This window comes from Methylosinus sp. C49 (assembly GCF_009936375.1).
Classification (GTDB): Bacteria; Pseudomonadota; Alphaproteobacteria; order Rhizobiales; family Beijerinckiaceae; genus Methylosinus.
In genome coordinates, this window is the sequence record NZ_AP022334.1 from 1 (window position 1) to 17,788 (window position 17,788).

Here is a 17,788-nt window from a genome sequence, read left to right on the forward strand (position 1 = left end):
TCTCATTTTGACGACGACGACGCCCTTGACATAAACGGTCCTTTCCTTCCGGCTTTGAAAACTCGCGGGTCGGTTCTAAATATCGCTTTGAATCCGATGCTTTACGGATCGGATATCACGGACTTTCCTTTGTTTTCATTCTGGCCGTAAATGACCGTTTATGTCAGATAAACAGGGCGTCGACGATGCGCTGGGTCGCGACGGTTGCCACCAGAGCGCGATTTACCTGCTTCCTCGGGAGTTTTTGCACGCGGAGGAGGAAGATGCTTCCGACAGGCCGGGGCCGCGAAAAAGCCGCTCTGACTCATATGACCCGGAAGGTGACGGGGACGGCGCAGCGGTAGTCGGCATGGCGATGGCTGCGCTTTCGGGTGCGATCATGGGTTTCCTGGCGGCCGGAAATGCGACCTTCGCCATAGTCGTGGTCATGACCGCGATCGTTAGCGCCTACGCAGGCTGGCAAGTCGGGGTGCTGCGATGACGTTACGCATTCCCGGCTCCAAACCGCCGCCGCCGTTCGGAAGACGCACGCACGAGGGCGCGGATCCGGTCAAAGCGCCCGGGCGGGACGACGACCAATCATTGTCGCGGCCCGCGGCGCCTTATCGCCGTGTTCGGCTGCGCACCCTCGGCGTTGATCTAAGCCTGTTCTACGAAGCGACGTTCGACGAGCTCGCTCCGCAATTCCTCGTTCGTCACGACGAGGGCGGCCCATTCCTCTCGGTCGGCGACCCCATCGGGCTTTTGATCCAGACCGAGCGCGATGCGACAATGCGCGAAGTGCAGCTTCGACGCGCCGCTGCGCAAGAACGCGCGGATAGTGCGGAGCCTCTCCTTCTGATGGTAGGAAGAACGCCCGATAACGATCGGCGCACGTGCAGAAGCGACGTTCTCCCGCTTCGAACCGATGATGTCGCCGTTGACATGCTCGTCGGCAATTCGCTCGAGGCGGTCGAGCGCCGCCTCGTTTTGCGTACCCTGCGCAGATTCAAGGGCGACTTCCGCCGGACGGCCTTAGCGCTCGGAGTCTCGAACGAAGAATTCTGTCGCAAGCTATCCGCCATTCTCGTTCCCGCGCCCAGCGACCCGTTCGCGATCTGAGCAAGGCGCTTTCGCAAACGAAGTCCAGCGTCGCCTCCTGCAGCCGAGGTGGAGGTGTTCGGCTCGTTTACCGGGAAACGTTCGACGACCAAAAGTCAGAGGGCCGTGCCCCTTCGGGGCACGCGAAGCAGCGATGATCGCTACGATCGGACAGGACTTTTCGAAATCAGGTCGGCGCAAATGTCACGGAGCGTGTGAATGAATGATGTGGGATCTGCCTCTCGCTCGAAAGTCGCAGTACACAGTTGTCGTGAGGATTTGGCGCCCCCAGTAGTAATGATCGTCGAGGATGACGCAGAAATGCGCTGGCTCCTGCGCAATATTTTCGGCAACGCGCGCATTGAAGCAATCGAGGCCTGCGATGGTGGGGAAGCGTTCGAGCTGGCGCAGCGGCGCCGGCCGGACGCCGTGCTTCTCGATCTTCGGCTTCCGGGGGGCGATGGCGTGGAAGTGCTGCAACGGCTTCGGCGCTATGACATGGCGCTCCCAGTGATCGTGATAACAGCCTATGGAACCATCTCCAGCGCCATGGACGCGCTTCGTTCAGGCGCCTTTGATTATTTGACCAAGCCTTTCTGCAACGATCATCTGCTCGACACGGTTCTGCGAGCCATTTCGCAACGTGAACGCCGCACGCCTCTCGGCGGTTCGGATTTCCGTCGAGGTATTATGGAGATGATGGGCGAAAGCGCCGCGATCCAGAGACTCGTCGATCAGTTGGAAATCGTGGTAGGCACCGATTATTCGGTTCTACTCCTCGGCGAAACGGGAACCGGCAAGGAAGTTCTGGCTCGGACTCTGCACGCGAGCGGGCGACGCAAGGAGGCGCCGCTCGTCACTGTCGATTGCGGCGCTCTGGTGGAATCGCTGACCGATGTCGAGCTGTTCGGAGCCGAAAAGGGCGCGTACACAGGGGCGTACGAACGGCGTCGCGGCCGCTTCGAAATAGCGGGGAAAGGCGGAACCCTGTTTCTCGACGAGATCGGGAACTTTTCCCTCATCGGACAACAGGCGCTGCTGCGGGTTCTGGAAGAGCGGGCGATCTACAGGGTCGGCGGCAATGTCCCGATTCCGGTGGATGCGAGAATCATCGCCGCCACCAATGAAAATCTTTATGCACAGGTCGAGGATCGGCGCTTCCGCTCTGATCTCTATTTCCGTCTCGCCGAATATGTCGTCGAGTTGCCGCCACTGCGAAGCCGCAAGGAGGACATCGCGCTTCTAGCCCGGCGCTTCCTTGGGCAAGCAGCAAAGGAGTTGGAACGCGATCCCATCGATATCGCGCCAGATGCGATCGCTCTTTTGGAGCGCCATCATTGGCCGGGCAACGTAAGGGAGCTGCGGAACGTCGTGCGACGGGCCACGCTCACCGCCACGTCGCTTCTCAGCGCCGAGGATGTCGAAGCCAGCCTTCAGAGTAGCCGCTCCTATCGACCGACGACAATGGCGGGGGCGCGACGGACCACAGGTAAGTCGTTGCGGCGCATCGTCGCCGACCAGGTTCGTGAGACCGAGCGGCCGGCGCTTCTCGACGCGCTCGATCAGGCGGGTGGCAACAAGGCGCAAGCCGCGCGCCTTCTAGGAATGGATTACAAGACCTATCGCACAAAGCTGAAACAGCTCGGATCGGCCGCGCCCGCGCCGGACTCGAGGACGGAGCCCGGACATGCTTCGCATTGAGGCGCAGACCGAGGGGCGGGGAGCATCCGACCCTGCGGGAAGCAGCTTCTATCTATATGCCTTCGTGGACGCAGAGAGGAAGCTGGAGTCGCTTTCGTCAAATCCGAATGCGGAGGCGTGCGCCGATTTTCGTCTATTTCGAGTGGGAACGGTCGCCGCGCTGGCGGCGCCGACGCCCACCGCGGATTTCATCGGCGCCGTCGGCGAACGCAACCTCGACGACCCGGCCTGGGTGGCGGCGCGCTGCCGTCGACACGAGGCCGTGCTCGAGCTCGCGATGCGGGATGGAGCCGTGTTTCCGGCCGGCTTCGGCACGTTATTCTCTTCGGCCGAGGTCCTGCTCGATTTCGTTGGCCGTCACGAGCGACAGATTGCCGGCTTTCTACGTGAGACCGCGGACCACGAAGAGTGGGAGGTGAGCGCGTTCGCAATCCTCGACGGGCATGATCTTCTCGAAAGGACGGCGGCAAGCGAGTGGCCGGATTTTCTCTCGCTGTCGGCGGGAGCGCGTTATCTCCGCCTTTGTCGCGAGCGCACGGCGCTCATCGCCTCGGCGAAGCGACTGGCCTGCCGTGCGGCAGTCTCGCTTCTCTCCGAACTCCAGCATGAGCTCCGACCATCAAACGCCGTGCTCAGGCCGCCTCGCCCGCGATTGCGAGTTACAGGGAACGAAATAAATGGAGAACAGGTCGGCAGCCTCGTCCTTCTGATTCGTTCCGAACAGGCGGCGGCGCTCCGTACGACGCTCGCTTCGTTAAACCCGGCCTGCGTCAAGGTGGGCTCGCCGCTCCGGCTCGCCGTTTCGGGGCCTTGGCCTCCTTATAGCTTTCGGCCGACTCTCGATTGAGAAGGGTGATTGTCTTCGACCCCGAGGGAGAATCGCGGCCGTCATCGGTTGTCTATCGCTGGATACGGCGACAGTCGGATCCGAGCCGGCGTTCCGACCGGAGCATTCCATGAATTTCACGACGCCGGACTATGAGAGCTTATTTCACGCGGTGAACGCATCGATCCCATCGTCGATTTTGATTTTCGACGAGAAGCTCCGCGTGGTCATGGCCAATCAAAACTTCCTCGAGAAATCCTGCCGTGGCGTAGAGCAGACATTGGGCAGGCATCTCCACGACGTGTTGCCCGTCGCCTTTCGCGATACGCCGCTCGAGCAGCAGCTTCGGAATGTCATCAGCGATGGCGCGACGCTTCGTAGGCAACGCATGACATATCGGGCGCCTGGTGTCTCGACGCGCATCTACTCCTATAATATTTGTCCATTGCGGCTGCGTCGAGATTTCGCCGCAGCGATCCTGGTGATGGATGACGTCACCGACCTCCTCCGGCTTTCCGACCAGGTCAGAGAGATGCAGATGCATCTCGCGAGCGTCGTCGAAAGTGCGGCCGATCTGATCATTTCCACCAATCCCGAAGGCAGAATCCTGACTTGGAACGCCGCGTCCGAACAGGCCACAGGCTTTTCGTCGAACGACATGTACGGTCGCCCGCTCGCAAATCTGATCGAGGCGCCGAAGAACACCGACGTCGAGATCTGGTTTCACGAGATCGGGCAGAGCGAACGGCGGCGCTCTGCTGAATGGCCCATGATGTGTAAGAACGGCGAGAGCATCCCGGTCTCGTGGAATCTCTCGCTGATGACCGACATCAACGGGAAAGTCACCGGCGCCGTCGTGGTCGGTCGCAACCTTCTCAAGCAACGGGAGCTCGAAGCGCAGGTGCAGCAGGCCGAGAAGCTCGCGGCGCTGGGCCGAGTCATCGGGGGCATAGCGCATGAAATCCGCAACCCGCTCGGGGTGAGCTCGGGCGCGGCGCAGCTCCTCAAGCAGCGGATCGCCTCGCCGGCCCTACTCGACGATTGCGTTGACAAAATCATCAGCGGCATCAGGCGGGCGTCGCTCATCGTCGACAGCCTTCTGCGTTTTGCCCGGCCGAGCCGTATCCGCGAGACCGAATCGGTGGACATGACGCAGGTGCTGAAGAATGCGGTGATGTTCGCGTCGGGCGAAGCTTCCGTTGGCACTTCAATCCATTGGGACGTGCGCGGCCCTGAGGAATCGCTTCACGCCCAAGGAGTCCAAAGTCTTCTCGAGCTTGTCATGATCAATCTCGTGAGCAACGCTTTCCAGGTCATGCCGAAGGGCGGAGAGCTTTCCATCCTGTTGACCGCGGAGAATGAAAACGTCCTGATCGAGATCGGGGACACGGGCGCGGGAATTTCCGAAGAGCATATCTCCCGGATATTCGATCCTTTCTTCACGACCTGGAAGGACAGCAGGCGTTTGGGGCTCGGCCTTTCCTTGTCACATTCGATCGTGATTCAACATGGCGGCAGCATCAATGTGCGGCAAGCGTCGCCGCTCGGTAGCATTTTCTCGGTTCGTCTCGCGCAGGCGCTCCCGCCAGCCGCTACAGCGCTTTCCGCTCAGACGATGTTATCCCGATGACGAACACGCCGTCGGAGCTTCCCATTCTGATCATAGACGACGACTCGGACATGTGCTGGGTGCTTCGATGCGTAATCGAAGCATGCGGGCGCAGGACGGTGGTCGCTCATAGCGGACGTGAATCGTTGGCGCTGTACGGTGAGGGCAATCGGTTCGCCCTCGCTTTCGTCGATCTGCGACTACCGGACATCGAAGGCATGCAATTGGCGAAAATGATCGCGGAGCTTCAGCCGCGAATCGAGATCACCGCGATTTCCGGCTATTTCTCGGAAGACGATCCAAAAATCGTCGACGCCATTCGAAGCGGCGTTATCAGTCGCTTTCTAGCCAAGCCCTTCGATATCGAATCCGCCATGGCTGGGATCGCAAATTCGGATAGAGGCGAGAACGCCAGCCAACGCGGCGGCGCTGAAAGCGAGGCGGGCATTACCGCCCGTAACGGGCGGTAATGCCCGCCCGCCTGAAGCGGCCCCATGACGATGCCAACCATAGCATCGTTGAAATTACACGATGTTTTGCGCAGGTGCCGATGGCATGACCTTTGCCATTCACAGACGGCCCACGTGAGGAGAAGTCTCTCGCGGGCAATCGAAACACAACGCCATCGAAGGAGTTCAGCATGGCCCGTGTACAGAAAACCACCGATTCCTCCAGCCTCGCGGAAGTGGTCGATCGCATCCTCGATAAGGGAATTGTGATCGACGCGTGGGTGAAGGTCTCTCTGGTCGGCATCGAGCTCATCACCGTCGAGGCCCGCGTTGTGGTGGCGTCGGTCGAGACGTACCTGAAGTATGCCGAAGCCGTCGGCCTCACTGCTTCCGCTGCGACCCCGGCGTAACGCGGAACTCGCCACGCGAGCCTGCCGGGAGAACGCCTCGGAGACCGACGGTCCGAGAGCGCGCGCCTCCCGGCGGAGCCTTCTTCCCTCAACTCTTTTCAATCCAGAAGGGTCCCGCCATGTCGAGCCTCTCCGAAGATTTTTCTCGTCTCGCCGACGAGATCGTCACTCTCCGCCAACGCTTCGCGACCGCCTCCCAGGAGCGGCGAGCAAATCTCGAGGAGCGACGCGCCAATGTCAGATCGCAACTCCGGGAGCACGAGCGGACTCTCGCGGCGCTTTCTCGTGTGAGGCAGGACGCTGCGGTGGCAGATCGCCGTGGCCTGCGCCAGGAGGTCTACCGGCTACTCGCCGACGGACGGCGCACGGTCGCGGCGAATGGGCAGGCGCGTCAAAGCGCGGCGAACGCCCAGCGGGCGAGCGCCCGTGCTTTCCTGAATGACCTCACCGGCCAGGTCGCTTTGCTGCGCGCCAATTTCGCCGAGGCCAGAACGATCCGCGCCGCCGAGCGCCAAGCGATCTTCCGATCCGTGCGAGATCATCTCGGCTCCGCATCGGCCGATCGCCTCGGCGCGCGGGCTGCTTGGTGCGCGCGACTCTCGGGAGCCCCATCGCCGTCGCCGGCGCTGACTGTCGTCGTAAGCTCTCTCGAACCCGTTCCGACGCCCGTCCACGCCGTCGCCGTAGCGGCTCCCGCGTTCGCATCGGAGAGCGCCACTTGGGAGTCCGGCCAAAAGGATAATTCATATCGCTCGGGTCGGCGGCGCGCGTCGTCCGTCTCCGAAACCGACAGCGCGGAGATTTCGGAATGAGCGCGACGGACCGACTCGAAGAAACGCTCGCCGAGTTTTCCGATGCGGCGGAAAATTCGGCGATCATCCTGCGGCCGAGCGACGAATTCGTCGCCTCGCGCACGCTCGACGAGATCACGAACCGCGCGCTCACTTATCTCAACGCGGGATATTCGGTGCATTTCTCAGGACCGGCAGGGACTGGGAAGACCACGCTCGCCTTTCATGTCGCCGCGCTGCACGGGCGACCGACCACGCTTCTGCACGGAGATCACGAATTCGGAAGCTCTGATCTGGTCGGGCGCGAGAGCGGCTATCGAAAGTCGCGAGTGATCGACAATTTCATATCTTCGGTCGTCAAGCTCGAAGAGCGGGGCCATGCGCTCTGGGTCGACAACCGCATCACCACCGCCTGCCGCCACGGCCACACGATCATCTATGACGAGTTCAATCGCAGCCGTCCGGAGGCCAATAATCCGTTTTTGTCGATCCTGTCGGAGGGCGTGCTGAATGCGCCGCAGCTCCATGGACGAGGCGAGGGCTATGTCAGCGTGCATCCCGACTTTCGGGCAATCTTCACTTCAAACCCAGCCGAATACGCCGGCGTGCATCGCGCTCAGGACGCATTGCTCGACCGCATGGTGACGATCAGCCTCGGCCATTACGACAGGGAGACGGAGATAGCGATCACCGCGTCCAAGTCGGGCATAGATTTCGCCGAGGCGGAGCGCATCGTCGACATCGTCGCTCTATGCCGACGCGAGGGCCGCGATCCGAGTCATCCTACGATCCGCGCCTGCGTCGCCATCGGGCGCGTTCTATCGCTGACAGGCGCCAAGGCGGACCCGGACGACAAGGATTTTCTCTGGGCCTGTCGAGACATGCTCGCCGGCGTTGCGCCGAATGGCCTCCGCGTCGAGGCGGGGGAAGGACGCTACGATTTTATCGACAGTCTGGTGCGGCGAAGCTGTGGCTCGGCGCGGCGGACCCGCGGCGCGCGAACGACGACCAAGACGGGAGACGCGGCATGAACCGTATCCGCTGCGTCATGCCGCCACGCGGACTGGCTCAGATTCCGACGCGTCGCGGCGGCGAGCGAGAATCCGTCCCCGCCCATAAGGCTTATTTGCGCATCAGCTTCCTCGAGCTCGAACGCGCCCGTCATGCCCAGGAGATCCGCACGGGGCGGGCGCGCATCGCGGCTCTTCTCGCGCGCAGCAATGAGATCGAGGCGGAAAGGGCGCAGATACTGAACACGGTGCGCGCTCTGCTCCCGCCGGAAGCGTCCGACCGGAACGGCCGCGGATCGGAGCCGGGCCGGCCCCGCGGAGGACGTTTCCGCTACGCCTATTGAATCGAAGGAGCGGGCATTCGCCATGGCAAAGAAACCGGAAGCAAGGTCGGAGGCCATTCCGAGCATGGAACATCGCCGCGTCGAAAATGGCTTGCGCGCGGTCGGAGCCGCCGCGCGCGTTTTCCTCACGGACGAGCTGCAGGCCCGAGAGATCAAGATCACGCGCATCGCTCCGCCCGCTGGCGAAGAGGGTGTCTGGACAGTCGAAGCCGATGTCTTGACCCCTGACCTCGCCGTCAAGGCGCTGGGCATTCCGGTCAGCCAGGAGGTTTTGAAGCGCGAGCGGTGGAGCCTGGACATGGACTCGCAATTGGCCGTGATCGCCTTCGAGCTCGACGAATAGCGGGAAAGAAAATCAGATGTCGATGTTCGTCTATGGCATCGTCGGCGCGGCCGAGCCGGAATTCGAGCCGCTCCGCGGCATCGGAGGGCGGCCGGTCACATCGATCTCACACGATGGAATCTGCGCCATCGTCAGCGATCATCCGGGCGGCGCCATCCGGCCCGAACGGAAACATATTCTGGCCCAGCAGCAGGTTCTCTCCGCTCTCTACCGGCGATACGACATGCTGCCCATGGCCTTCGGCACGCTCACCCCGTCGCGCGAGGCCCTGGCCGAATTTCTCGGCGGCCGCCACGCGGATATCGCGGCGATGCTCGAACGGGTTCGCGGCTGTGTCGAGTTCGGATTGCAGATCAAGCTCTACGGCCCCGATCCGATTACCTATCTGGTCGCGCGCTCGCAGGAGCTGAAGGCGGCGCGCGACCGCGCCTTTGGCCGCCGCCGCGCGCCCACGCAACAAGAGCAGATTCGCCTCGGTCAGCTTTTCGAATCCGTGTTCACGCAGTTTCGCGGGACGGTGGCGGAAAAGGTGAGCGAAGGCATCGCTCCGGCCGCCGCTGAGGTGAAACTTTTGCCGCCCCGCAGCCAGACGGAAATCGCCAATTTCGCCGTGCTGGCTCGGCGCGCTGAGGCGGACTTGCTCGCCGCCGCGATCGAGGCGGTCGCCGCCGATTTCGGCGACGAATTCGTCTTCGGCCTGAACGGCCCATGGCCGCCGCATAATTTCGTCTCGCTCGATTTTTCGGCGGGGCTCGAGGAGGCGTGAGCGATGTTCCTGATCGACGATCTTCTGATGGCGCCGGCGCGCGGCATGATGTTCGTGCTCCGCGAGATCGCCAAGGCGGCCGAGGCCGAACGCGAGGCGGAGGCGCGACAACTCCTTGCCGAACTGACCACGCTGCATCATCGGCTGGAGAATCGGGAACTGGGCGAGGAAGCCTTCGAGCGGCAGGAGAACGCGCTGTTGGAGCGGCTCGACCGTCTACGCGGCAAGCAGCAAGAAGTCGGAGGGGAGGATGACGGGGGTGCAGCCTAGAGCCTATCCCACGGCGGCGCCGAACGAAGAGCTCGGGCGGGACTTCGAGGCGTCCTCGCCGGCAAGGGAGACGCTGGTGTCCCTGGCCGAGGCGCTCGATCGGCTGCTCGAATGCGGCGTCGTCGTCGACGGCAATGCGACGATCGGCGTGGCCGGAGTCGAGCTCATTCACCTCGATCTGCGATTGCTGCTCGCCTCGTTCGACACCGCTTTCCCGGAGGGGCCGCCCGCGCGGAGCGGATCGCCTCGACGCCCGATCCCGCGTGACGGCCCTCCCTTGTCTTCGGCGATCGATGTGCGGCCCCGCTTCACGTCGAAGCGAGCGCCGCGGGCGCGCCTCGAAGCGGTCGACGGACCGAACGACGTGCGGCAAGAAGAGCTGCCGAAAGGGTTGCTGCGACTGGTGCTGACCCTCGTCGGCCTGCTGCATGAGCTGTTGGAGAAGCAGGCTCTGCGCCGCGTCGAAAAGGGAGTACTGAGCGACGCGGAGATCGACGCGCTCGGCCGCGGGCTTCTGGCGCAGGCCCAGGAGATCGAGACGCTCCGCCGTCTGTTCGGACTTGAGGGAGAAGATCTCGCGCTCCGTTTGGGAGCCGGCGCTTTCGAGCCCGCCACAACAGAAGAAAGAGGCGTGACATGACATCCATTTCCGATTCCCGCGCCGGCCTCACCCATGCGGTCGAGAGTACTAATCTCGCCGATCTGCTCGAGCGAATACTCGACAAGGGAATCGTCGTCGCGGGCGACATCAAGGTGAAGCTCGTCGAGGTCGAGCTTCTCACCGTCGAGCTGCGGCTGGTCATCTGCTCGGTCGATCGCGCGCGCGAACTCGGACTCGATTGGTGGAACGCAGATTCGAGAAAGAATGGCGATTTCCCGCTTCATGATCTCGAAAGCCGCCTGCGCCGGCTCGAGGCCGGCGTCCCCACAGAAAAGGAGACGACACCTCCATGACGAGCGAGAATGACAAGGGCGTGAGCGGCCTCTCCCGGATCGCGCGTCGGCTAGCCGATCTCATCGACGCGCTCGGAGAAATCGAGCAGAGCGGCAAGCTCCCTCGCCGAGGCCGCCAGGAAAAGAACGGCGTCGTGGTCGAATATTCCCTCGGCCGCGGCTCACTGCGGCCCGATGCGGACGAGGAGCCCGTAGCGGATACGAGCGCGCGAGCGCCCCGTCACGCCGAGACAGCTCGCCCGCGGCAGCCGGATCTTGTCGAGCCCGCCACCGATATTTTCGACGAGGACGACGAAATCATCGTGCTGTTCGACCTGCCCGGCGTTCACGGCGACTATTCCTGCATCCTCGACGGCGACATTCTGGCGCTGGACGCGAAGAGCGGCTCCAGACATTTCCGCAAGGAGATTCTCGTCCAGGGCGAGCTCGCGGACGAAACGCCGCGGCTGAGTTTTCGCAACGGCATTTTGGAGGCGCGGCTGAGAAAGCGACCGCAGGCGCAACCATCCTGATGTGCGAGACCGACATGCCACGCCTCATTCAAATCCCGATCTTGCACAGCAGCGTCGACATGGGGTCGCAAGGCGCCGCCTATAAGGCCGCTTTCATCGCGCAATATGGCGCGCAAAAATGGGAGGAGCGCGTTCGCGATTACGATGCGATCTGGCGAGCCATCGAAGACGCGCTCGACGCTCTGAGGCTCGATATGAGACAAGTGAAGCTCTATCAGGACAGCTTGCCTGTGTGCGGACGCGAGGCCGATCTCGTGCATACTCTGGCCGCTCTCGGAAGCCGCAATCATGCGCTGCTCGAGCGCTTGACGAGCGCCGGCGCGACGCTCGTCGGCTCCGAGTCGGCGGAGCTGTTGCTGGAGGAGTACCGCCTGCTCGGCGCGGGCGGCGGCGAACAGGCCGAGTCATTGCTGGATCGGCGCGATCGCTTCATCGCCGCGCGCATCGCCGAGACGCTCGGCCCGACGCAAATCGGTTTGCTGTTTATCGGCGCGCTGCACGATCCCGGAAAATATCTGCCGTCGGACATTATTTCGGAGCCGCTCGTCATCCACGCGCCGCCGACCTTTTTCTCCTCGAAGGAGCACCCCCGATGATCGACGTTTCGGCGGACGCGCCGCTTTCACTCACCGTCGCCGAGGCGAGGCGCGAGGATGTCGGCCGCGGCATCGTGCGGCTTGATCCAGAGGCTCTGGCGACGCTCGGCGCCGCGCCCGGCGACATTCTCCTGCTCGAGGGAAAGACCCGGACGACCGCCAAGGCGATGCCCACATACAAATCGCATCGCGGCCAGCAGATCATTCAGCTCGACGGTGTCGTGCGGATCAACGCCGGCGCCAAGCTGCACAGCAAGATCGCCGTATCGGCGGCGCCGCGCCGAGAGGCCGTCCGCGTGGCGATGACGCCGCTCGAGCCCAGCCGGATCAGCGAGGAAGAGCTCGATTTCATCGCGCGACGGCTCGATGGTCTGCCTGTGCTGCGCGGCGATCTGGTGCGGGCGGCGCTGTTCTCGGCTGGGCATCGCGATTTTCGCGTCACGAGGACCGAGCCGGAGGGGCCGGTGATCGTTCATCCCGACACGCTTCTCGTCATCGACAAGGAGATCGGGCGGGAAAAAAGGGCGGAGAACGCCAGAAACGACGTGGAGGGAGTCGTCACCTATGACGATCTCGGCGGCATGGAGCGCGAGCTCGAGAAAGTTCGGGAGATGATCGAACTGCCGCTCACTCATCCGGAAGTTTTCGACCGGCTCGGCATCCGTCCGCCTAAGGGCGTGCTCCTGCACGGCGCGCCGGGCTGCGGTAAGACCTTGCTGGCGCGCGCCATCGCGCATGAGACAAACGCCGCCTTCATCTATGTGAGCGGTCCCGAGATCATCCAAAAATTCTACGGCGAGAGTGAAGCGCGACTGCGCAAGATATTTGACGATGCGAAGACGCGTGCGCCCTGCATCGTTTTCTTCGACGAGATCGATGCGGTCGCGCCAAAGCGCGAGAAAGTCGAGGGAGAGGTCGAGAAACGCGTGGTTGCGCAGCTTCTGGCGCTGATGGACGGGCTCGAGAGTCGCGGCGAGGTCATCGTCATGGCGGCGACCAACCGTCCCGATAGCCTTGATCCCGCACTGCGTCGTCCGGGCCGCTTCGACCGAGAAATCACGATTTCCGTGCCGTCCAGGCGGGGCCGGCGGGAGGTTCTCGAAATTCATTCGCGTGGAATGCCTCTCGCCGCCGATGTCGATCTCGATCGCCTAGCCGAGGCCGCGCATGGGTTCACCGGGGCCGATCTCGCGGCGCTCTGCCGGGAGGCGGCGATGGCCGCCCTCCGACGCAATCTGCCGATCCTATCGCCCGACAAGGGGCCTGTTCCTTACGACGCTTTGCTGGCGATGGAGGTCACGATGGAGGATTGTTCGGCCGCGCTGTCGGAGGTGGAGCCGTCCGGCCTACGTGAGTTCACGATCGACGTACCCAATGTCGGCTGGGAGGAGGTCGGAGGGCTCGACACCGTCAAATCGGCTCTGCTCGAGGCGATAAACTGGCCGCTATCGCAACCCGATCTCTTCGAGAAAATCGGGCTCCAGGCGCCGCGCGGCATCTTGCTCTATGGACCGCCCGGCAATGGCAAGACATTGGTCGTCAAGGCGCTCGCCACGCAGGGCAATCTCAATTTCATCAGCGTCAAAGGGCCGGAGCTGCTCTCCAAATACGTCGGCGAATCCGAACGGGCGGTGCGGGATCTCTTCGCCCGCGCCCGCCAGTCGGCGCCCTGCCTGGTCTTTCTCGACGAAGTCGATGCGCTCGCGCCGAGCCGAGGGTCGGACGAGCGATCGCCGGTGACGGATCGGGTCACGAGCCAGCTTCTCACGGAGCTCGACGGGGTCGAGGCGCGCAAGGACGTATGGGTGATCGCCGCCACCAATCGTTCCGACATGCTGGACGAGGCGCTGCTGCGTCCGGGCCGGCTTGATTATCATATCGAGGTGCCGAGGCCGGACGTGACGGCGCGAAACGCCATATTGGATGTGCATCTTCGGCGTCGACCGATCGACCCGGCGGTCGATATCGAGGATCTGGCTCGGCGCACGGAGGGCATGTCCGCCGCCGAGCTGCGCTTTTTTTGTGATCGCGCCACGATGAATGCACTCCGCCGCATTTTTCCGTCCACTAGCAACGCCGGGCGAGCGTCCGTCGCCAATATTCAGCTCCAGCAGGAAGACTTCGAGCACGCTCTCGCCAATCCGGTCCGTCGCGCGTCGATCCGTGCGACGCCTTGATCGCGGTGGCGCCGCGATCCCCCGCTGATCGTGAGGATGGAATCTTTTGACGTCCCATTCGTCCAATTCGGTAGATGGCGGCGGAGTGCGCCCGTCTCTCGCCCAACCATACGGGAGTGCTGGACGAATGCCCCCAAACTTCCCCCTTCCCGACGGCGAAGGAGGAACTGTGCCGAGTAGGCCCGGGGAATTTCACCCCGAGCCCCTCACAGAACCGGACGTGATACTCTCGCATCATCCGGCTCGTGCCATCGCACGAAGGCTGCCGCCTTCCGTTGAATATTCGGACTCCTCCCAGCGAAGCCGGTTGGTCCGTTTTCAACGGCGATGACCCGCCCCCTTCGCTCCACGAGCATTACACCCGCTTCGACGCTACTACGGAGCAGTCCGCCCCTCTCCAGCGCTTTGGTACTTTCGGCGTCGCAGTGGGAGCCGCTTGCGCCTTTTCCCTTTGCATCGCTGGCAAGGTTCTCACGTTCCATACGAAAGCCTGATTGAGATTCGCGCCGCCTACATGCCGGATGCCGCTCGGGCCGTTTCAGGCACCTCCCGAGCTCGTCCCGGAGGAAGGGTCAGCCCCCGGTTTCGACATCGCCTAATCCGCTTTCGACACTTCATCGACGGTTTGCTTGCGCTCGCCTCTCTCAATCGTGCCTGCCGGAATCTGGTTCCGACTTTTCCGCAACGTTCACCACCGGCGCTTTTGGCGACAGCAGCTTGCGGTGGCTTGAGATCAGCACCTGATCGCCGACCTCGAAGGGCCTACCTTCATCTCCCATATAGTTGCGCGCCGCCGTGTGGACCGGCGACGCTCGTGACACAAGACCCTTAGCGGACCCTCGACGGGGCTCCGTTCAAGCATCCGCTGAGGGTTGGCCCGCTCTACTGCTCGGCTCCGCAGCCCGATAGGAATGCGGACATCTCCGCGCACTGGGCGGCGTCGAGCGCATAGACATGCGGCATCTCGAAAGCGAAGCAGAAGCAAAAGACGGGCTCGGCCCCGCGCCGGTCGGTCCTCATGCGGATCGGCTTGCATCCCCGGATAATCTGGAAAAAGTGCTGGCTGTTATAGTCTTCTAGCTCTGGGACGCGCCCAGGATCGGCGGCGAACCGCCCTCCGAAATCCCGGAAATGCCGGACCTCTGCATCGTCCAAGGGAACGTCGACGCGCTCGCGACTTGCGTCGCAACGGATGTGAACCGTGGGGCCGCCGCGATCGGTCGTTCTGATCTCGAAGCGCACAACGCTCCCGTCGAACAGCCGGAAAACTTTCGCTTCAAGAACCTTTTCCTCGGATTCGCTCCCGAAGATCAAGTTGAGGACATTATCAACGAATGAGCCCATGATTGCGCGATCCTTTCGTCCGAGGTGGGCGGCGCGGCCGAGATCAAATCGTATCAGCATGTAACGCAATTCGCCTCACACGGCTGCGCGCCGGTCAGTTTCGGCATATCGCATCGCCGGTGTAAGTCCGAATAGAAACGTGACCCCTCTAGCATTCGGAAACTCAAACGTTCGGCGCGCCGATCGGCGTCGAAACCCCACGCCGGTTTATAGGCGAGATCAGGAAAGTCAGTTGAAGCCGCGATCAGACCCGAACCTTTAGTGCGAACGTCCGGTTATGGCGCCACCTACCCGTTCGGGACGGCGAAGAGGAAACACTGACCACAGCGGTCATTTCCGGCGCTCCGCACAGGTCGGTATCCGCAGCCGTCCAGAGGCGTTGGCGTCGCCTGAAAGCCGGTATAGCGACTTGACGGCACTCCAGGCTGTCCGATACTCTCTATTCCAGCGGTGCAGGCCGCTCCTGGGTCCGCGGGAAGGGTTCAACCCACCTGTTCTCCAAGCGGACCGATTGCCAGCCCTTTGTGCTGCCGTTGCTGCGGACCTTCGGCGAAGATAAGCACGGAGGTCTGTGATGAAGACGCTGCCCCTCAGGGCTAATCTCGACCATTTGAAAAAGCAGGCAAAGACTTTGCTGCGGCGTTATCGCGACGGCGATTCGAGCGCAATCGCCCGTTTTGCCGAAAGTCTGCCCGCGGCCGCAAATCGGAATTCGGAGCAAACGAAGGCGCTTCGCCTTCGCTTGCACGATGCGCAGTCATGCATCGCGCGCGAATATGGTTTCGCTTCGTGGGCCGACCTCAGCTTGCATGTAGAAGCCGGCACGTTCGCGCAGGGCGAACAGGCGTCACTGGTAAGCCGCTGGCTGGCGCTCGCTTATGGAGGCGATGTCACCGGCAATTTTGACGCCGCACGACCGAGCCTCGCGGCTCGGCTCTGGCTGGACCACCCGGAGCTCTTCGCGGGGAATGTCTATAGCGCCTGCGCCGCCGGAGACCTCGCGGCGATCACTCAGGCAATCGCCGTCAATCCCGAATGGATTAATCGACCGGACGGTCCGCTCAACCTTCCGCCCCTTGTCGCCGTGACACATTCCCGCCTCGGACAACTGCCGGAGTTCATCACGCGGCTGCGCGCGTGTGCGCAAGCCCTTCTCGATGCCGGAGCCGATCCTGATCAGAGTATCGGCAATCGGTTCCCGCCAGCATCCCTGGCAGCGCCTGATGATGCTGGGCGGCTCTCCGCCCTGTATGGCGCAGCCGGAGTCAACCGCGACCCGGCGCTGACGGAGATGCTGCTGAACGCTGGCGCTGACCCGAATGACGGTGAATCGCTCTATCACTCGCTGGAAAACCCGGACTGCACGCAGGCGCTGCTCCGCCACGGCGCGCGCATTTCCGGAACCAATGCGATGCGGCGAGCGCTGGATATGCTGGAGCCGGCCGCCCTCGAAATGCTGTTGGCTCACGGTGGCGACCCGAACGAGCCGGCCGGCGAAGGGCCTACGAAAATCTGGGGCGCCCCGCTGCTACGCGCGATCGCGGTGCGGCGATCGTCCCGCCACATCGCCGCGCTGCTCGCGGCCGGAGCCGATCCTCGGGCGCAGACGCCTAGCGGCGTAAGCGCCTACCGACTGGCTATGCAAGTCGGACTGGCCGAGGTGGTAGAAGTGCTGCGCGCCGCCGGAGTGGCGGAGGCCCTTGCGTCGGACGAGGCCTTTGTCGCGGCCTGCGCTCGCGCCGACGGCGTCGAGGCGCAACGCATTCAGATGGAACATCCGGATCTGCCGGAGTCTCTCCCGATGGAGCTGCTGCGGCTCATGCCCGATTCGGCAGCCTGGGGGCTCAAAGAAGCAGTCATGGTCATGGTCGAACGTGGCTGGCCGATCGACGCGCGAGGTGGAGATTGGGATGCGACGGCTCTGAACCACGCCGTCCTGCGCGGAGACGCGGAACTGACGGGCTTCCTTCTCGCGCACGGCGCGAGCTGGCGCGAAGGGCATGGCTACGGCAGCGACGTGCTCGGCACCCTGTCCTGGGCGTCGATCAACGAACCGACAGGGATCGACGCTCCCGACTGGGAGGGTTGCGCGCGCGCGATTGTCGCACATGGACTTCCCAGGGCGGAACGCGATCCGTCGAACCCTGGACGCATTTTGATCGATGGTCGGCCCATACGCTTTTCTGAAGGTGTCGCGGACGTCTTGTTGGGAAGCAGCCGCGCACCGTCTGAACCAAATTGAGCGCAACCGTGAGGATCATCGACAGACACCTGCCGGGCCGGAAGCTCGCAAGTGTTCGTCGGCCCGGATTCGTTCAGTCGTTTGGGTAATGCTGCATCGCGGGCCGCGCGCGGGACTCGATCTTTTTGTACAGCGAATATCCGCGAGATCAGGCAAGAGCGGAATCTATCGTTTCGTGCATCGAATGGCCGCAAATGGCGCATCCTCGCCGTTAACGAACGCGAGAAGTTTGTTCGAACGTCACGCCACGAGCGCCCTGAACGCGCGTCAGTTCGCCGAACTTGATGTGTTCGAAGTTGGTTCACCCAGGCTAGCGTCCTATGATCCACGAATGAGAGCGCCGCATTCATCTCAGCGGGGAGTT

General features: G+C 62.9%; 20 protein-coding genes. 19 read left to right on the top strand and 1 reads right to left on the bottom strand.

All coding sequences use genetic code 11. The annotated features are described in order from the left end of the window. Window positions 1-160: 160 nt before the first annotated feature. The 18 genes from GYH34_RS19475 to GYH34_RS19560 all read left to right on the top strand — a co-directional run bounded on the left by GYH34_RS19475 (window position 161) and on the right by GYH34_RS19560 (window position 13,838). On the top strand, window positions 161-481 hold the full coding sequence (locus GYH34_RS19475; RefSeq protein WP_142864786.1) for a hypothetical protein: 321 nt from the start codon (window positions 161-163) through the stop codon (window positions 479-481). Next, entirely contained in the window at window positions 478-1,101 is a 624-nt protein-coding gene (locus GYH34_RS19480) for a hypothetical protein (protein ID WP_161915285.1), read from the top strand. The genes GYH34_RS19475 and GYH34_RS19480 overlap by 4 nt, the downstream gene beginning before the upstream one ends. A 276-nt stretch (window positions 1,102-1,377) precedes the next feature. Beyond that, on the top strand, window positions 1,378-2,781 hold the full coding sequence (locus tag GYH34_RS19485; RefSeq protein WP_161915286.1) for a sigma-54 dependent transcriptional regulator: 1,404 nt from the start codon (window positions 1,378-1,380) through the stop codon (window positions 2,779-2,781). After that, window positions 2,768-3,628 carry a GvpL/GvpF family gas vesicle protein gene (locus GYH34_RS19490; RefSeq protein ID WP_142864789.1) on the top strand — a complete coding sequence of 287 codons (861 nt, stop codon included), beginning with the start codon at window positions 2,768-2,770 and terminating at the stop codon, window positions 3,626-3,628. The genes GYH34_RS19485 and GYH34_RS19490 overlap by 14 nt, the downstream gene beginning before the upstream one ends. A gap of 109 nt (window positions 3,629-3,737) precedes the next feature. Next, window positions 3,738-5,237, top strand: a complete 1,500-nt coding sequence (locus GYH34_RS19495) for a PAS domain-containing protein (RefSeq protein ID WP_142864790.1) — start codon at window positions 3,738-3,740, stop codon at window positions 5,235-5,237. Continuing rightward, the gene (locus GYH34_RS19500) at window positions 5,234-5,686 is read left to right on the top strand and encodes a response regulator (RefSeq protein ID WP_161915287.1); all 453 of its coding nucleotides are present in this window, start codon (window positions 5,234-5,236) and stop codon (window positions 5,684-5,686) included. Before GYH34_RS19495 ends, GYH34_RS19500 begins: the two co-directional genes overlap by 4 nt. 170 nt (window positions 5,687-5,856) lie before the next feature. Continuing rightward, window positions 5,857-6,075, top strand: a complete 219-nt coding sequence (gene gvpA / locus GYH34_RS19505; protein ID WP_142864691.1) for a gas vesicle structural protein GvpA — start codon at window positions 5,857-5,859, stop codon at window positions 6,073-6,075. A 305-nt stretch (window positions 6,076-6,380) separates the two neighbouring features. Continuing rightward, entirely contained in the window at window positions 6,381-6,887 is a 507-nt protein-coding gene (locus GYH34_RS19510) for a hypothetical protein (protein WP_161915288.1), read from the top strand. Continuing rightward, window positions 6,884-7,897, top strand: coding sequence for a gas vesicle protein GvpN (gene gvpN, locus GYH34_RS19515; RefSeq protein WP_161915289.1), 1,014 nt, complete (start codon window positions 6,884-6,886; stop codon window positions 7,895-7,897). The genes GYH34_RS19510 and gvpN overlap by 4 nt, the downstream gene beginning before the upstream one ends. Next, window positions 7,894-8,220, top strand: coding sequence for a hypothetical protein (locus GYH34_RS19520; protein WP_142864688.1), 327 nt, complete (start codon window positions 7,894-7,896; stop codon window positions 8,218-8,220). Before gvpN ends, GYH34_RS19520 begins: the two co-directional genes overlap by 4 nt. 64 nt (window positions 8,221-8,284) lie before the next feature. Then, the gene (locus GYH34_RS19525) at window positions 8,285-8,563 is read left to right on the top strand and encodes a hypothetical protein (RefSeq protein ID WP_161915290.1); all 279 of its coding nucleotides are present in this window, start codon (window positions 8,285-8,287) and stop codon (window positions 8,561-8,563) included. A 16-nt stretch (window positions 8,564-8,579) separates the two neighbouring features. Then, entirely contained in the window at window positions 8,580-9,329 is a 750-nt protein-coding gene (locus tag GYH34_RS19530; protein ID WP_142864686.1) for a GvpL/GvpF family gas vesicle protein, read from the top strand. Between the two features lie 3 nt (window positions 9,330-9,332). Then, window positions 9,333-9,599, top strand: a complete 267-nt coding sequence (locus GYH34_RS19535; RefSeq protein WP_142864685.1) for a gas vesicle protein GvpG — start codon at window positions 9,333-9,335, stop codon at window positions 9,597-9,599. Continuing rightward, window positions 9,580-10,239, top strand: a complete 660-nt coding sequence (gene gvpJ / locus GYH34_RS21825; RefSeq protein WP_142864684.1) for a gas vesicle protein GvpJ — start codon at window positions 9,580-9,582, stop codon at window positions 10,237-10,239. The genes GYH34_RS19535 and gvpJ overlap by 20 nt, the downstream gene beginning before the upstream one ends. Further along, window positions 10,236-10,553 (top strand): gas vesicle protein, encoded by a 318-nt coding sequence (locus GYH34_RS19545; RefSeq protein ID WP_142864683.1) that lies wholly within the window; start codon window positions 10,236-10,238, stop codon window positions 10,551-10,553. Before gvpJ ends, GYH34_RS19545 begins: the two co-directional genes overlap by 4 nt. Then, on the top strand, window positions 10,550-11,065 hold the full coding sequence (gene gvpH / locus GYH34_RS19550) for a gas vesicle protein GvpH (RefSeq protein ID WP_142864682.1): 516 nt from the start codon (window positions 10,550-10,552) through the stop codon (window positions 11,063-11,065). The genes GYH34_RS19545 and gvpH overlap by 4 nt, the downstream gene beginning before the upstream one ends. Window positions 11,066-11,079: 14 nt before the next feature. Beyond that, window positions 11,080-11,661 carry a hypothetical protein gene (locus GYH34_RS19555; RefSeq protein ID WP_210244365.1) on the top strand — a complete coding sequence of 194 codons (582 nt, stop codon included), beginning with the start codon at window positions 11,080-11,082 and terminating at the stop codon, window positions 11,659-11,661. Beyond that, window positions 11,658-13,838, top strand: a complete 2,181-nt coding sequence (locus GYH34_RS19560) for a CDC48 family AAA ATPase (RefSeq protein WP_142864681.1) — start codon at window positions 11,658-11,660, stop codon at window positions 13,836-13,838. The genes GYH34_RS19555 and GYH34_RS19560 overlap by 4 nt, the downstream gene beginning before the upstream one ends. 882 nt (window positions 13,839-14,720) lie before the next feature. Here GYH34_RS19560 and GYH34_RS19565 read toward each other — a convergent pair. Next, window positions 14,721-15,242 (bottom strand): hypothetical protein, encoded by a 522-nt coding sequence (locus tag GYH34_RS19565; protein WP_142864558.1) that lies wholly within the window; start codon window positions 15,240-15,242, stop codon window positions 14,721-14,723. Window positions 15,243-15,756: 514 nt separating this feature from the next. Here GYH34_RS19565 and GYH34_RS19570 point away from each other — a divergent pair. Then, window positions 15,757-17,424 (top strand): hypothetical protein, encoded by a 1,668-nt coding sequence (locus GYH34_RS19570; protein ID WP_161915291.1) that lies wholly within the window; start codon window positions 15,757-15,759, stop codon window positions 17,422-17,424. The last annotated feature ends 364 nt before the right edge of the window (window positions 17,425-17,788 follow it).

Bases quoted from the DNA above. Each gene is read 5' to 3' on its own strand.
- GYH34_RS19475 (WP_142864786.1), top strand. From the start codon at position 161: ATGTCAGATAAACAGGGCGTCGACGATGCGCTGGGTCGCGACGGTTGC.
- GYH34_RS19480 (WP_161915285.1), top strand. From the start codon at position 478: ATGACGTTACGCATTCCCGGCTCCAAACCGCCGCCGCCGTTCGGAAGA.
- GYH34_RS19485 (WP_161915286.1), top strand. From the start codon at position 1,378: ATGATCGTCGAGGATGACGCAGAAATGCGCTGGCTCCTGCGCAATATT.
- GYH34_RS19490 (WP_142864789.1), top strand. From the start codon at position 2,768: ATGCTTCGCATTGAGGCGCAGACCGAGGGGCGGGGAGCATCCGACCCT.
- GYH34_RS19495 (WP_142864790.1), top strand. From the start codon at position 3,738: ATGAATTTCACGACGCCGGACTATGAGAGCTTATTTCACGCGGTGAAC.
- GYH34_RS19500 (WP_161915287.1), top strand. From the start codon at position 5,234: ATGACGAACACGCCGTCGGAGCTTCCCATTCTGATCATAGACGACGAC.
- gvpA (WP_142864691.1), top strand. From the start codon at position 5,857: ATGGCCCGTGTACAGAAAACCACCGATTCCTCCAGCCTCGCGGAAGTG.
- gvpN (WP_161915289.1), top strand. From the start codon at position 6,884: ATGAGCGCGACGGACCGACTCGAAGAAACGCTCGCCGAGTTTTCCGAT.
- GYH34_RS19520 (WP_142864688.1), top strand. From the start codon at position 7,894: ATGAACCGTATCCGCTGCGTCATGCCGCCACGCGGACTGGCTCAGATT.
- GYH34_RS19525 (WP_161915290.1), top strand. From the start codon at position 8,285: ATGGAACATCGCCGCGTCGAAAATGGCTTGCGCGCGGTCGGAGCCGCC.
- GYH34_RS19530 (WP_142864686.1), top strand. From the start codon at position 8,580: ATGTCGATGTTCGTCTATGGCATCGTCGGCGCGGCCGAGCCGGAATTC.
- GYH34_RS19535 (WP_142864685.1), top strand. From the start codon at position 9,333: ATGTTCCTGATCGACGATCTTCTGATGGCGCCGGCGCGCGGCATGATG.
- gvpJ (WP_142864684.1), top strand. From the start codon at position 9,580: ATGACGGGGGTGCAGCCTAGAGCCTATCCCACGGCGGCGCCGAACGAA.
- GYH34_RS19545 (WP_142864683.1), top strand. From the start codon at position 10,236: ATGACATCCATTTCCGATTCCCGCGCCGGCCTCACCCATGCGGTCGAG.
- gvpH (WP_142864682.1), top strand. From the start codon at position 10,550: ATGACGAGCGAGAATGACAAGGGCGTGAGCGGCCTCTCCCGGATCGCG.
- GYH34_RS19555 (WP_210244365.1), top strand. From the start codon at position 11,080: ATGCCACGCCTCATTCAAATCCCGATCTTGCACAGCAGCGTCGACATG.
- GYH34_RS19560 (WP_142864681.1), top strand. From the start codon at position 11,658: ATGATCGACGTTTCGGCGGACGCGCCGCTTTCACTCACCGTCGCCGAG.
- GYH34_RS19565 (WP_142864558.1), bottom strand. From the start codon at position 15,242: ATGCTGATACGATTTGATCTCGGCCGCGCCGCCCACCTCGGACGAAAG.
- GYH34_RS19570 (WP_161915291.1), top strand. From the start codon at position 15,757: ATGAAGACGCTGCCCCTCAGGGCTAATCTCGACCATTTGAAAAAGCAG.